This is a genomic window from Citrobacter sp. Cpo032 (assembly GCF_030332975.1).
GTDB lineage: Bacteria > Pseudomonadota > Gammaproteobacteria > Enterobacterales > Enterobacteriaceae > Citrobacter > Citrobacter portucalensis.
In genome coordinates this window covers 447,193-460,979 of record NZ_JAOWGU010000034.1, presented here as the reverse complement: position 1 = coordinate 460,979, position 13,787 = coordinate 447,193, and the positions used below count along the sequence as shown (strand labels likewise).

15 protein-coding genes, 5 tRNA genes and 1 other RNA gene are annotated in these 13,787 nt (G+C 51.8%); 2 read left to right on the top strand and 19 right to left on the bottom strand.

What is annotated here, in order from left to right; all coding sequences use genetic code 11:
• Positions 1–218 precede the first annotated feature (218 nt).
• Together OGY33_RS04225 and zitB are read left to right on the top strand one after the other, a co-directional pair.
• Entirely contained in the window at positions 219–593 is a 375-nt protein-coding gene (locus OGY33_RS04225; protein WP_003022994.1) for a YbgS-like family protein, read from the top strand.
• Between the two features lie 113 nt (positions 594–706).
• A complete protein-coding gene (gene zitB / locus OGY33_RS04220) occupies positions 707–1,648 on the top strand; it encodes a CDF family zinc transporter ZitB (RefSeq protein ID WP_048214652.1) in 942 nt (313 codons plus the stop codon).
• On the opposite strand, the gene pnuC is transcribed toward zitB, so the two are convergent.
• From pnuC to cydA, 19 genes are all read right to left on the bottom strand, one after another.
• Entirely contained in the window at positions 1,645–2,364 is a 720-nt protein-coding gene (gene pnuC / locus OGY33_RS04215) for a nicotinamide riboside transporter PnuC (protein WP_048214653.1), read from the bottom strand. The two genes, zitB and pnuC, sit on opposite strands and share 4 nt — an antisense overlap.
• 26 nt (positions 2,365–2,390) lie before the next feature.
• The gene (nadA, locus tag OGY33_RS04210; protein WP_003837113.1) at positions 2,391–3,434 is read right to left on the bottom strand and encodes a quinolinate synthase NadA; all 1,044 of its coding nucleotides are present in this window, start codon (positions 3,432–3,434) and stop codon (positions 2,391–2,393) included.
• Positions 3,435–3,714: 280 nt separating this feature from the next.
• Positions 3,715–3,847: non-coding RNA, RtT sRNA (locus tag OGY33_RS04205), on the bottom strand.
• A 22-nt stretch (positions 3,848–3,869) separates the two neighbouring features.
• Positions 3,870–3,945: transfer RNA gene (locus tag OGY33_RS04200), tRNA-Lys, on the bottom strand.
• 32 nt (positions 3,946–3,977) lie between these two features.
• A tRNA-Lys gene (locus OGY33_RS04195) sits at positions 3,978–4,053 on the bottom strand.
• A 45-nt stretch (positions 4,054–4,098) separates the two neighbouring features.
• Positions 4,099–4,174 (bottom strand) — tRNA-Lys (locus tag OGY33_RS04190).
• A gap of 3 nt (positions 4,175–4,177) precedes the next feature.
• A tRNA-Val gene (locus tag OGY33_RS04185) sits at positions 4,178–4,253 on the bottom strand.
• A 137-nt stretch (positions 4,254–4,390) separates the two neighbouring features.
• Positions 4,391–4,466: transfer RNA gene (locus tag OGY33_RS04180), tRNA-Lys, on the bottom strand.
• A gap of 165 nt (positions 4,467–4,631) precedes the next feature.
• Entirely contained in the window at positions 4,632–5,423 is a 792-nt protein-coding gene (gene cpoB / locus OGY33_RS04175) for a cell division protein CpoB (protein ID WP_003831441.1), read from the bottom strand.
• Between the two features lie 9 nt (positions 5,424–5,432).
• Positions 5,433–5,951 carry a peptidoglycan-associated lipoprotein Pal gene (pal, locus tag OGY33_RS04170; protein ID WP_003022983.1) on the bottom strand — a complete coding sequence of 173 codons (519 nt, stop codon included), beginning with the start codon at positions 5,949–5,951 and terminating at the stop codon, positions 5,433–5,435.
• Between the two features lie 34 nt (positions 5,952–5,985).
• Positions 5,986–7,278 carry a Tol-Pal system beta propeller repeat protein TolB gene (tolB, locus tag OGY33_RS04165; RefSeq protein ID WP_003022981.1) on the bottom strand — a complete coding sequence of 431 codons (1,293 nt, stop codon included), beginning with the start codon at positions 7,276–7,278 and terminating at the stop codon, positions 5,986–5,988.
• Between the two features lie 128 nt (positions 7,279–7,406).
• Positions 7,407–8,663 carry a cell envelope integrity protein TolA gene (gene tolA / locus OGY33_RS04160; RefSeq protein WP_191238744.1) on the bottom strand — a complete coding sequence of 419 codons (1,257 nt, stop codon included), beginning with the start codon at positions 8,661–8,663 and terminating at the stop codon, positions 7,407–7,409.
• Positions 8,664–8,727: 64 nt separating this feature from the next.
• Positions 8,728–9,156, bottom strand: coding sequence for a colicin uptake protein TolR (tolR, locus tag OGY33_RS04155; protein WP_003022978.1), 429 nt, complete (start codon positions 9,154–9,156; stop codon positions 8,728–8,730).
• Between the two features lie 3 nt (positions 9,157–9,159).
• Positions 9,160–9,852 (bottom strand): Tol-Pal system protein TolQ, encoded by a 693-nt coding sequence (gene tolQ, locus OGY33_RS04150; protein WP_003022976.1) that lies wholly within the window; start codon positions 9,850–9,852, stop codon positions 9,160–9,162.
• Positions 9,849–10,253, bottom strand: a complete 405-nt coding sequence (gene ybgC / locus OGY33_RS04145; protein ID WP_003831439.1) for a tol-pal system-associated acyl-CoA thioesterase — start codon at positions 10,251–10,253, stop codon at positions 9,849–9,851. The genes tolQ and ybgC overlap by 4 nt, the downstream gene beginning before the upstream one ends.
• A 275-nt stretch (positions 10,254–10,528) precedes the next feature.
• Positions 10,529–10,822 carry a cyd operon protein YbgE gene (gene ybgE, locus OGY33_RS04140; RefSeq protein WP_048214655.1) on the bottom strand — a complete coding sequence of 98 codons (294 nt, stop codon included), beginning with the start codon at positions 10,820–10,822 and terminating at the stop codon, positions 10,529–10,531.
• On the bottom strand, positions 10,822–10,935 hold the full coding sequence (gene cydX / locus OGY33_RS04135) for a cytochrome bd-I oxidase subunit CydX (protein ID WP_003022970.1): 114 nt from the start codon (positions 10,933–10,935) through the stop codon (positions 10,822–10,824). Before cydX ends, ybgE begins: the two co-directional genes overlap by 1 nt.
• 14 nt (positions 10,936–10,949) lie before the next feature.
• Positions 10,950–12,089, bottom strand: a complete 1,140-nt coding sequence (gene cydB, locus OGY33_RS04130) for a cytochrome d ubiquinol oxidase subunit II (protein WP_003831431.1) — start codon at positions 12,087–12,089, stop codon at positions 10,950–10,952.
• Positions 12,090–12,104: 15 nt separating this feature from the next.
• The gene (gene cydA, locus OGY33_RS04125) at positions 12,105–13,673 is read right to left on the bottom strand and encodes a cytochrome ubiquinol oxidase subunit I (protein ID WP_008784156.1); all 1,569 of its coding nucleotides are present in this window, start codon (positions 13,671–13,673) and stop codon (positions 12,105–12,107) included.
• Between the last annotated feature and the right edge of the window lie 114 nt (positions 13,674–13,787).

The window sequence follows — 13,787 nt, the reverse complement described above, 5'->3', positions numbered from 1 at the left end:
TTAATCCTGGAATTGGCCAAAAAAACGCAATAAAGTAGCGAAAAACGAGATCCAACCTACAATTTATAACTGTAACAGCTTTAATTTTCATAAATTTCAAGATTCTATGCTGGGTTTAATTTCTCTGGCAAAACTATTAACCACATATTGATGATGTAACTGGCACATGCACTGTTGGAAGACGTTATCCGACATATCGACCATAACAGGAGCATATTATGCATATGACAAAGCTGGCTTCACTCTTTCTTACCGCTACACTCAGCCTCGCCAGCGGCGCGGCGCTGGCAGCTGAAACCAATACGCAGTCCAATAACGGCCAGGCAAATTCCTCGGCGGATGCCGGTCAGGTCGCCCCAGACGCACGCGAAAACGTGGCACCAAATAATGTCGACAACAGTAACGTGAATTCGGGTGGCACAATGCTGCATCCGAACGGTTCATCAATGAACCATGAAGGGATGACCAAAGATGAGATGCACAAAAACACCATGTGTAAGGACGGTCGCTGCCCTGATGTGAATAAGAAGGTTGAGACCGGAAACGGCATTAACAATGATGCTGAGACAAAAACTGATGGCACTACGCAGTAACGCTGAAAATAAAGCTAATAATGGGAGAGCAATAGCTCTCCTTTTTAATTTTATCATCCCAAAAACGGTATGATGGCATACAGTAAAGATGAGAATAACAAAGGGATGGCATAATGGCGCACTCGTATACTCATACTTCTTCTGAGCAACCCAAGGACAATAATGCCCGCCGCTTGATGTTTGCATTCTGCATTACAGCCGGATTTATGTTGGTTGAAGTGGTGGGTGGAATACTTTCAGGTTCACTGGCCTTGTTGGCCGATGCCGGGCATATGCTCACTGATGCCGCAGCGCTCCTTTTTGCGCTACTGGCCGTCCGGTTTTCCCATCGCCCGCCCACAATACGACACACCTTCGGCTGGCTGAGGCTCACGACACTGGCCGCGTTTGTTAATGCCATCGCATTGGTCGTGATCACCATTTTAATCGTCTGGGAAGCCATTGAGCGCTTCCATACGCCCCGCCCCGTGGCTGGCGGCATGATGATGGTTATAGCTGTCGCGGGTTTACTGGCTAACGTGCTGGCTTTTTGGGTTCTACACCGCGGCAGTGAGGAGAAAAACCTAAACGTCCGCGCCGCGGCACTACATGTGATGGGCGATTTACTCGGCTCGGTCGGGGCGATCATCGCTGCGCTGATTATTATCTGGACGGGCTGGACGCCTGCGGACCCGATTCTCTCGATTCTGGTTTCCGTGCTGGTACTGCGTAGCGCCTGGCGACTGTTAAAGGATAGCGTTAATGAATTACTGGAAGGCGCCCCGCTGACGCTGGATATCGCCGCACTGCAGCGCCATCTCAGCCGGGATATCCCCGAAGTCCGCAATGTGCACCATGTCCATGTCTGGATGGTGGGTGAAAAACCGGTAATGACGCTGCATGTGCAGGTGGTCCCGCCGCACGATCACGACGCGCTGCTGGAGCGTATTCAGCATTTCCTTATCCATCACTACCAGATTGAACACGCCACGATCCAGATGGAGTATCAGCCGTGTAATGGGCCGGACTGCCACCTGTATCAGGGGGTATCCGGCCATTCACACCATCACCATTAATGGGACAGCGCGTGGGAACCCCGCTCGCGCGCGCTGTTAATCCACATCCTGCTACCGTTCAGGGCGATAACCGTCAGGATCACATATTCCAGCGACATGGCATATACGCCTTGCAGGGCGAAAATCACTACGCTTATTACGTTAATGATCACCCACAGCAGCCAGTTTTCAACGTACTTACGCGTCATCAGGATCATCGCCGCAATCGACAACACCATCATGCAGGAGTCCCAGAACGGGAATGCATCGGGTTGCAACTCAGGCACAACAACCTGCAATCCTAATGCCTGCATAATGTTCACCGCAATGCGGGTCAGGAACGCAAAGACCAGATCGATATAGACCGACATCAGGCCGATCGCCACCACGCAAGCCGCCAGCCAGCCGATCGCTTTTGGTAACGGCAGCCAGCGAATTTTCAGTTCCGCTTCATGCTGGTTGGTTTGCCTGGACCAGGCATACCAGCCGTAGATGTTGGCGGCAAAGAAGAAAACTTGCAGCAACAGGCTTGCATAGAGCTGGATCTGAAAGAAGATAATCGCAAACAGCGTGACGTTTATCAGGCCGAAGAAGTAATTGCTGATTTTCTCAAGGCTCGCCAGGCCAATACACAGCAACCCAGCGATCGTCCCCACAGCTTCGATCCACGACAGATCGTAACCGCCAGCGCCAATCGGAATATGTACCAGAATGTTCTGCGTGCTAAAAAAGTCCATCTTTTCCCCCAGAGCAAAAATAGTAATTAAGCTCGAAGTGTAGCCGCAAATTCCAACATGCGGTTTAACGGCAACAACGCCCCTTCTCGCAGCGCAGCATCAACATGTATCTCATGAGCCGCTCCGCCTTGTTCCAGGCCCTCAGCAATCGCCTTGAGGCCGTTCATCGCCATCCACGGACAATGCGCACAGCTGCGGCAGGTTGCCCCCTCACCAGCCGTCGGCGCTTCAAGCAATTCTTTATCCGGAACGGCCTGCTGCATTTTGTAAAATATGCCCCGGTCAGTCGCCACAATCAGCTGTTGATGCGGTAACGATTTAGCGGCGTTGATTAACTGGCTGGTTGAGCCAACCGCATCGGCCATATCAACGATAGACTGAGGGGACTCCGGGTGCACCAACACCGCTGCATCAGGGTAAAGCCCCTTCATGCGTGTTAAAGCCTGAGTTTTAAATTCGTCGTGGACGATACAGGCCCCCTGCCAACAAAGAACGTCTGCACCGGTCTGTTTTTGGACGTAGTTGCCCAGATGTCTGTCCGGAGCCCAGATGATTTTTTCACCCAAACTATCAAGATGCTCAATAAGTTCTACCGCGATACTGGATGTGACGACCCAGTCCGCACGTGCTTTAACGGCGGCTGAGGTATTGGCGTAAACCACCACGGTACGATCCGGGTGCGCATCGCAAAACGCGCTGAACGCATCAATCGGACAGCCCAGATCTAATGAGCATTCCGCCTGTAGGGTCGGCATCAGGATGGTCTTTTCCGGACTGAGGATTTTGGCGGTTTCCCCCATAAACCTCACGCCTGCAACCAACAGCGTAGAGGCAGAATGTTTTGAGCCGAAACGCGCCATCTCCAGAGAATCAGAAATACAACCACCGGTCTCTTCGGCCAACTGCTGAATTTCGGGATCGGTGTAATAGTGCGCGACCATAACGGCATCACGCTCTTTCAGCAGGCGCTTGATTTTTTCACGATAAAATTGCTTTTCATCCACACTCAGCGGGGCTGGCTTCGGCGGAAACGGATAAATTGCTGCTTCTGGATCAAACATCACGCTCATCTTGCTTTCTCGTTTTACTGGCTTAACGAAATAACCGATTAAAAGCGTGACGCACGCCATATTCGGTTGGTTTTGTTTTATATGCTAAACAAGATAGCGGATTGGCGTAAGAAAGTCACAATAATTGCGTGTGAGGAATGCCGGAAGGCGACTGACGTCTTATCCGGCCTACGTGAATAGTGTCGTCTGTAGGACTGATAAGCGAAGCGCATCAGGCAGCAGCTTCGAATCTTATAAATCGCAGATAGCAAAAAGGCGCCTTTAGGGCGCCTTTTTACACTGGTGGGGCGTGCAGGATGACTCGCTTTGCTCGCCCTCCGGGCCGTCGCCGTAAACGGCTCCGTTGTCTCACTACGTGAGACCCGAACCTGCAGCAGGTTCGAATCGTTAATTCTGCGCATAGCAAAAAGGCGCCTTTAGGGCGCCTTTTTACACTGGTGGGGCGTGCAGGATTCGAACCTGCGACCAATTGATTAAAAGTCAACTGCTCTACCAACTGAGCTAACGCCCCCGTATGGGGTTTACTTCTTTATACTTTCAGGATGGTGGGTCGTGCAGGATTCGAACCTGCGACCAATTGATTAAAAGTCAACTGCTCTACCAACTGAGCTAACGACCCGCTCGGGTATAACCTGAAAATTTTTACTCGGTGCCACCAATAAATTGGTGGGGCGTGCAGGATTCGAACCTGCGACCAATTGATTAAAAGTCAACTGCTCTACCAACTGAGCTAACGCCCCGAGTGGTGGGTGATGACGGGATCGAACCGCCGACCCCCTCCTTGTAAGGGAGGTGCTCTCCCAGCTGAGCTAATCACCCGATACTGCGCTGGATACTACTTACTAACTAAGTTAGTGGTGGGTCGTGCAGGATGACTCGACTTCGTCTCGCCCTACGGGCCGTTGCTTACGCAACGTTATCCTTCACGTTTTACTATCGCGTTCCACCAGAACGATTGGTGGGTCGTGCAGGATTCGAACCTGCGACCAATTGATTAAAAGTCAACTGCTCTACCAACTGAGCTAACGACCCACTTTTTTTGCCGCTTTCGGGCTGTTTGATATCCCTTGGCAACGGCGGCATATATTACTGATTTCAGATTTTAGCGCAACAAAAATTTCGATGTAAATAACTCAACTGCTTAGGAATCACACGACGCGACCAGAATTAACACGATTTCTGGTCGCATGGTGTTCATTACATCGCGCCAAGGCGTTTTTGCGCTTGTTTCGCGCCATCAGTGCCAGGGTATTTAGTGATAACCTGCTGATAAACGGCTTTCGCTTTCTCTTTATCACCTTTGTCCTGCATGATGACGCCGACTTTATACATCGCGTCTGCAGCCTTTGGTGATTTCGGGAAGTTTTTGACTACTGAAGCAAAATAGAACGCTGCATCATCTTTTTTCCCCTTGTTGTAATTCAACTGACCCAGCCAGTAATTCGCATTTGGCAGGTAAGTTGAGTCTGGGTACTTTTTAATGAAGTTCTGAAATGCTTCAATCGCGTCATCCTGGCGGGATTTATCCTGCACCAGAGCAATGGCCGCATTGTAATCGGTATTCGCATCGCCAGTTTGTACCGGAGCACCTGACGCTGCCGCTGCACCCGCATCAGGTGCAGGGGTTGCTGCTGCCCCGCTCTGATCGCCGCCCGCAGATTGCGCCGCAGGTGCACTGCCGCTGCCAAGATTATTCATCTGCAGCAATATCTGCTTCTGGCGTTCAACAACCTGATTCAGTTGATACTGATTTTCCTGAATTTGACCGCGCAGGGAATCAATATCGGACTGATTATCGGAGAGTTGTTGCTGGAGTTGGGTTAAAAGCTGACTGTGAGCGTTAGAAATACGCTCGAGTTGAGTGACACGGTCTTCGACCGAGCCAGAGCCGACACTACTGATTGGCGCCTGTGCAAAAGCGGCCCAGGGGGCCGCTATGCCAACCAGTAACGACAGACTCAACAGATGATGTCTGAAGTTACTGCTCATGCAATTCTCTTAGTAAACCAGTACGGCGCGACGGTTTTTGGCGTAAGCCGCTTCGTCATGACCCAGTACTGCAGGTTTTTCTTTACCGTAAGAAACGATGGAGATCTGGTCAGCAGAAACGCCTTTACCCTGCAGGTACATCTTAACGGCGTTCGCACGACGCTCACCCAGGGAGATGTTGTACTCAGGAGTACCACGTTCGTCCGCATGACCTTCTACGGTGACTTTGTAAGACGGGTTGCTACGCAGGAAGTTAGCGTGAGCATCCAGCATTGCAGCGAAGTCAGAACGGATATCGTACTTGTCCAGATCGAAGTAAACGATGTTGTTCTGCTGCAGCTGTTGCATCTGAAGACGCGCTTGCTCTTCAGAAGACATGTTGCCGCTGCCGTTTGCATCCATACCAGTGCCGGCACCCAGCATGCCTTCGCTGCCGTCATTGCTGGCGTTCTTGTTAGAAGAACACGCTGCAATAGCCATAACAGGCAGAGCAATCATCAGCCCTTTCAGCACTTTGTTCAGTTGCATTTCAATGATTCCTTTATTAATCAATTATTTATTATCACAGATACGGCGACCAGGCAGGGAATTTAACCTGTCCATCAGTTGCCGGAAGACGCGCTTTGAAACGCCCATCTGTAGAAACCAAATTCAGCACGGATCCCATCCCCTGAGAAGAGCTGTAGATTACCATAGTGCCGTTAGGTGCCAGACTTGGCGTTTCGTCCAGGAACGTTGACGACAGAACTTGTACGCCACCCGCTACCAGATCTTGTTTGGCAATGTGTTGCTGACCGTTGGCCGAGCTTACCATTACCATAAATTTACCGTCGCTGCTCACATCCGCATCCTGGTTTTGCGAACCTTCCCAGGTAATGCGCTGCGGAGCACCGCCGTTGACATTAACTTTATATACCTGCGGACGACCGGCCTGGTCAGACGTAAAGGCCAGGTTTTGGCTGTCCGGGAACCAGGTAGGTTCCGTGTTGTTGCTACGACCATCCGTCACCTGACGGATCTGACCGGAACCAATGTCCATGACATACAGGTTCAGGCTACCGGTTTTAGACAGGGCAAACGCCAGTTTGCTGCCATCCGGAGAAAACGCAGGCGCACCGTTGTGACGTGGGAACGAGGCTACCTGACGAACCGCGCCGTTAGACAGTGTCTGAATAACCAGTGCAGAACGACCGCTTTCGAAGGTAACGTACGCCAGTTTTGAACCGTCCGGGGACCACGCCGGAGACATCAGCGGCTGCGGAGAACGGTGTACCACGAACTGGTTGTAACCATCGTAGTCGGACACACGTAATTCGTACGGGAACTGACCACCGTTGGTCTGAACAACATAAGCGATACGGGTACGGAATGCACCTTTAATGCCGGTCAGTTTTTCAAACACTTCGTCACTTGCAGTATGGCCCGCGTAACGCAGCCACTGCTTGTTCACTTTATAGGTGTTCTGTGCCAGTACGGTACCCGGTGCGCCACCGGTGTCAACCAGCTGATAGGCAACGCTGTAAGAACCATCCGGATTCGGCGTAACCTGGCCGACGACTACGGCATCAATGCCCAGCGCAGACCAAGCGGCAGGTTGAACTTCCTGCGCGGTACCGGGCTGCTGAGGCAGACGAGAACGGTCTAACGGGTTAAATTTACCGCTGTTACGCAGGTCAGCACCTACGATACCACCGATATCTTCGGGTGCAGCACCCGGTCCTGCCCACTGGAAGGGGACAACACCAATCGGGCGCGCCGAGTCCACCCCCTGGGTGATCTCGATACGTACTTCTGCGTGCAGCACCGCTGCCCACAGCATCAGAAAACCAAATGCTACTCGTAATGCCTGCTTCATCATATCTCCCTTATCTGGACGGAAAGCCCACGATAATTTAGCAGAATGTTAACAAACTCAAATACACAAAACTACCAGAACTCTGTCTCAACCTTAGACCGTTTCCCCTGATTTCTCAGGGGTCGTTATTACAGTTTGAAGTCCAGTTTGGCATCTTTTACTTTTTCATAAACTGCCTGGCTAGGCGGTTTAGGAATTCTGGCGGTTTTCGCAGCCGTCAGCGCAGCCTGACACAATGCCGGATCCCCGCCCTCTTCGGTCACATCCAGTAACAGACCATCGGGTGCTAACTTGATATGTAATACGCAAGATTTACCTGCATACAAATCTGCACCATACAGACGGCTCTGGATCGCATTACGAATTTGAGATGCGTAAGCACTGATATCAGCGCCAGATGCACCGCCATTGGCACCACTTGTACCACTATCTTTCGCCGGTTGGCCGTTTCCTTTCGCTCCACCGCCCGATTTCGGTGCATTCTTACCAGAGCTCAGGTCGCCCAACAAGTCGTCAACGCCAGAGGCTGCAGCGGCTTTTTCGGCCGCAGCCTTTTTAGCAGCAGCTGCTTTATCTGCCGCAGCTTTCTTATCGGCAGCGGCTTTCTCAGCTGCAGCTTTTTTGTCTGCCGCTGCTTTTTCTGCAGCGGCTTTCTTATCAGCCGCCGCTTTTTCAGCAGCTGCAGCTTTCGCGGCAGCGGCTTTTTCTGCTTTCTCAGCAGCAGCTTTCTCGGCTGCAGCTTGCTTAGCGGCCTCAGCCTGTGCTTTCTTCGCAGCGTCCGCAGCTGCCTTAGCAGCTTGTGCTTCTGCAGCTTTCTTCGCATCAGCGGCGGCTTTAGCGGCTTCAGCCTCAGCTTTTTTCTGTGCGTCCGCAGCGGCTTTCTTCGCGGCATCTGCCGCTTGCTTCGCCTGAGCATCAGCTTTAGCCTTCGCGTCTGCAGCAGCCTTCGCCGCAGCCTCTTCAGCCTGTTTCTGTTGCTCTTGCGCTTTCGCTGCGGCGGCTTCAGCTTGCTTCTGCTGTTCCGCCTGTTCGCGCACTTTTTCCTGCGCGGCTAAACGTTCTTTTTCCAGCTGCTTCAGTCGCTTTTGCTCAGCTGCCTGCTTCTCGCGAAGTTCTTCAGCTTGCTGCTGCGCCTGCTTTTCACGCTGCTCTTCAGCACGTTTCGCACTTGCCTGCTGTTGCTGCTGCCTGTCGTACTGTTGCACAACGGCGCCTGGATCGACCATAACGGCGTCGATGGACGAACCGCCACCGCCGCCGGCTGAAGCATCAATGTGCTCATCGAACGAACTCCAGATCAGCGCTGCAAATAAAATGACATGCAGCACCGCTGAAATAATTATCGCCCTTTTGAGCTTGTCGTTTTGTTCGGTTGCCTTTGACACTCTCGGTTCCCAAAAAACTGTTCGCCTGTTACGTGCTATCTTTCAAGCCAGCAAAACGCAGTCATCAGATTGGCTGCGTCATCAAGCCAACCGATTTTACGCCTGCACTGTGTAACAAGTTCAGCGCTTTAATTATTTCATCATAAGGCACGTCTTTCGCACCACCGATTAAAAAGACCGTTTTCGGATTGGTCTGCAGGCGGCTTTTCGCTTCCGCGATAACCTGCTCCGGCGGCAGTTGATCCATACGATCTTTCTCAACCACCACGCTGTATTGCCCAATACCGGAAACTTCAATAATGACCGGGGGTTCGTCGTTACTGCTGACGGCTTGCGACTCGGTCGCATCCGGCAGGTCGACTTCCACACTCTGCGTAATGATCGGTGCGGTTGCCATAAAGATCAGCAACAGCACCAGCAGTACGTCGAGCAGCGGTACAATATTGATTTCGGACTTGAGTTCGCGACGACCTCGTCCACGCGTTCTGGCCATGGCTTACCCCTTGTTGCTCTCGCTAACGGTAAACGCCTGGCGGTGCAGAATCGCGGTGAACTCTTCCATAAAGTTGTCGTAATTCAGTTCCAGTTTGTTCACGCGCTGGTTCAGACGGTTGTAGGCCATAACCGCTGGAATTGCCGCAAACAGACCGATAGCCGTTGCAATCAACGCTTCTGCGATACCCGGTGCGACCATTTGCAGCGTGGCCTGTTTTACCGCGCCCAGCGCGATAAATGCGTGCATGATCCCCCAAACGGTACCGAACAGACCGATATACGGGCTGATGGAGCCAACGGTGCCGAGGAATGGAATATGCGTTTCCAGCGTTTCCAGTTCACGGTTCATCGAGATACGCATCGCACGGGAAGCCCCCTCAACGACCGCTTCCGGCGCGTGGCTATTTGCTCGATGCAAACGCGCAAATTCCTTGAATCCGCTATAGAAAATTTGTTCCGAGCCCGCCAAATTATCACGACGCCCCTGGCTTTCCTGGTACAGGCGCGACAATTCAATGCCGGACCAGAACTTGTCTTCAAATGCTTCGGCTTCACGTGAAGCAGCATTAAGAATACGGGTCCGTTGGATGATGATGGCCCAGGATGCGATTGAGAAACCAATCAAAATCAACATGATAAGTTTAACCAGAAGGCTTGCCTTCAGGAACAAATCAAGGATATTCATGTCAGTCACTGCTTAAACTCCGCGACAATAGACTTGGGAAGCGCACGAGGCTTCATTTTGAGTGGATCAACGCAAACAATCAGAACTTCGGCTTCATTCAGCACGGTGTTCTCTGCGTTGACAATGCGTTGCGTGAAAACCAATGAGGTGCCACGCATTGACGTAATTTCGGTTTGAACTTCGAGCATATCGTCGAGCCGGGCAGGCGCAAAATACTCGAGGGTCATCTTGCGCACCACAAAGGCTACACGTTCGGCCAACAGGACCTGCTGACTGAAGTGATGATGACGAAGCATTTCTGTGCGTGCTCTTTCATAAAAAGCGACGTAACTGGCGTGGTAAACCACCCCACCGGCATCGGTATCTTCATAATAGACACGAACCGGCCATCGAAACATATACTTATTCATTCCTACTGCCTCTTTGTTGGCTTCGCCCACTCACACCAGTTACTTACCTTTGTAAGCGTCTGGTGATTCGCGTTCTTGCCGCCGCGATGCATCAAGAATGTCGTTGTATATCGCGCTGTCTTCACTGTACATCCCGGTAATGCAACAAAAGGTTAGTGCTTTCAAACTTCGCTACTATACGCGCGGGAATGGTGCTTTGGAATGGGGGAAAGTAAACGGAGAGTAAAAAATTATGGGCTTATGCAAGCCCATAAATATTTAAGGATGTTTCTTATTCAAAAGAAGAAGAAAAACAGTCCAACAACGAGGACGATATCCGCGATCAGCGGGCAGAAGATACCCTGCCAGTGTACGGCACGAGGACGGAAGCCTACGCCGTGGATAATACCTGCGCAGACCGCCCACATCAGCAGGAAACCATGCCAGATTTCAAGCTCACTGGTTTTGGCCGCGAAACGTGACGGATCCCAGAATATGCAGCCAGCCAACACGATTGCCAGCACAAATGAAAGCGCCCGCAAGGGGCGCTTGTCCATCGCGTTGTATACCATCGCGATAATGTTGGTCATTAGCTATCTTCTTGCCCGGCTTTGCCTGATTCAACGTGCTCAAGCGCCAGCGCTGTGATTATCCCAAATGCACAGGCAAGAAGCGTTCCCAAAATCCATGCGAAATACCACATTTTAAGCTCCTTACTTAGTACAGAGAGTGGGTGTTGCTTTCAATATCTTCTTTAGTGATGCGACCGAACATCTTCCAGTAACACCAGCTGGTGTATAGCAGAATGATCGGTACAAACACCGCCGCGACCCAGGTCATCAGATTCAATGTACGCTGGCTGGAGGTGGCATCCCACATGGTCAAACTTGCGTTCATCATGGTGCTGGATGGCATCACAAACGGGAACATTGCGATACCGGCAGTCAGGATGATGCAGGCTAACGTCAGTGAGGAGAAGACGAACGCCCATGCCCCTTTCTCCATGCGAGAAGTCAGGATGGTCAACAGCGGCAGAACCACGCCCAGAGCAGGAACCAACCACAGGATAGGTGCATTGTTAAAGTTCACCATCCATGCGCCAGCCACACGAGCCACTTCTTTGGTCAGCGGGTTTGAGGCGGCATGGTGATCCAGTGCGGAGGTCACAACATAACCGTCAATACCGTAAATCACCCATACACCGGCCAGCGCGAAGCAGACCAGAGTCACCAGCGCCGCAACCTGTGAAGTTGCACGAGCACGCAGATGCAGTTCACCTACCGTACGCATCTGCAGATAGGTCGCACCCTGGGTGATGATCATCCCAACGCTCACGACACCCGCCAGCAGACCAAACGGATTCAGCAACTGGAAGAAGTTACCGGTGTAGTACAAACGCATATAGTCATCTACGTGGAACGGAACCCCTTGCAGCAGGTTGCCGAACGCCACGCCAATCACCAGCGGTGGCACGAAGCTACCAATGAAGATGCCCCAGTCCCACATGTTGCGCCAGCGCATGTCTTCAATCTTAGAGCGGTAGTCAAAACCGACCGGACGGAAGAACAACGATGCCAGTACCAGAATCATCGCCACATAGAAACCGGAGAACGCAGCGGCATACACCATCGGCCAGGCAGCGAACAGTGCGCCACCCGCGGTGATGAGCCAAACCTGGTTACCGTCCCAGTGCGGGGCGATGGAGTTAATCATAATTCGACGCTCGGTATCATTACGACCGAGGAAACGGGTGAGCATGCCCACCCCCATGTCGAAGCCATCAGTGACTGCAAAACCAATCAGCAGAATGCCAACCAGCAGCCACCAGATAAAACGCAATACTTCATAATCGATCATTTGACGACTCCTGTCTTAGCGTGCCGGCTGAGAAGTCACAGTGGACTGCTCGTAGTGATAACGACCGGTTTTCAGGCTACTCGGCCCAAGGCGTGCGAACTTGAACATCAGATACAGTTCAGCCACCAGGAACAGGGTATACAGGCCGCAAATCAACAGCATCGAGAAGATGAGGTCGCCAGCAGTCAGCGAAGAGTTCGCTACGGCTGTTGGTAACACTTCACCAATCGCCCACGGTTGACGACCGTACTCTGCAACAAACCAACCGGATTCAATAGCAATCCACGGCAGAGGAATCGCATACAGCGCGGTGCGCAGCAGCCATTTTTTCTCACCGATACGGTTACGAAGCACAGTCCAGAAGGACACCGCGATAATTGCCAGCATCAGAATGCCGCATGCCACCATGATACGGAAAGCGAAGTACAGCGGCGCAACGCGAGGAATAGAATCTTTCGTTGCCTGCTGAATTTGCGCTTCGGTCGCGTCGGTAACTTTGTCCGTATAGCGTTTCAACAGCAGACCATAACCCAGGTCTTTCTTCATGCTGTTGAACTGGTCACGAACGGCCTGGTCGGTAGTACCAGCACGCAGTTCTTCCAGCAACTGATACGCTTTCATCCCGTTACGGATACGCTCTTCGTGCTGCACCATCAGATCTTTCAGACCAATGACCGGTGTATCAACAGAGCGGGTGGCAATGATGCCCAGCGCATAAGGAATTTGAATCGCAAAATGGTTTTCCTGCGCATCCTGGTCCGGAATACCGAACAGCGTGAAGGAAGCCGGTGCAGGCTGAGTTTCCCATTCTGCTTCAATCGCAGCGAGTTTGGTTTTCTGCACGTCGCCCATTTCGTAACCAGATTCATCACCCAGAACGATAACAGACAGAATAGCAGCCATACCAAAGCTGGCAGCGATAGCAAAAGAACGTTTAGCAAACGCGAAGTCACGACCGCGCAGCATATAGTAGGAGCTGATACCCAGAACGAACATCGCGCCACATACATAACCAGATGCCACAGTGTGAACAAATTTCACCTGTGCTACCGGGTTGAGCACCAGTTCAGAGAAGCTCAGCATCTCCATACGCATGGTTTCGAAGTTGAAATCCGCTGCGATGGGGTTCTGCATCCAGCCGTTCGCAACCAGAATCCACAACGCGGACAGGTTAGAACCCAGAGCCACCAGCCAGGTGACACACATATGCTGGACTTTACCCAAACGGTCCCAGCCGAAGAAGAACAGACCTACAAAGGTGGATTCGAGGAAGAAGGCCATCAAACCTTCGATCGCCAGCGGCGCACCGAAAATATCCCCTACATAGTGGGAGTAGTAAGACCAGTTAGTCCCGAACTGGAACTCCATGGTCAGACCGGTAGCCACACCCAGAGCGAAGTTGATACCAAACAACTTGCCCCAGAACTTGGTCATATCTTTATAAATCTGTTTGCCGGAAAGGACGTAGACCGTTTCCATGATGGCCAACAAGAACGCCATACCGAGCGTCAGTGGCACAAACAGGAAGTGGTACATCGCGGTCAAGGCAAACTGTAAGCGCGACAGTTCGACTATATCTAACATCATGACTCCTTGCTCATCGCATGAAGACTCCGAGAGTGAACCCCGTTAGAAAGGGTCACACGCATGCCCCAATACAAATTTATCTGCTTCCTTCCGCCGCTACCCTTTCCTCTC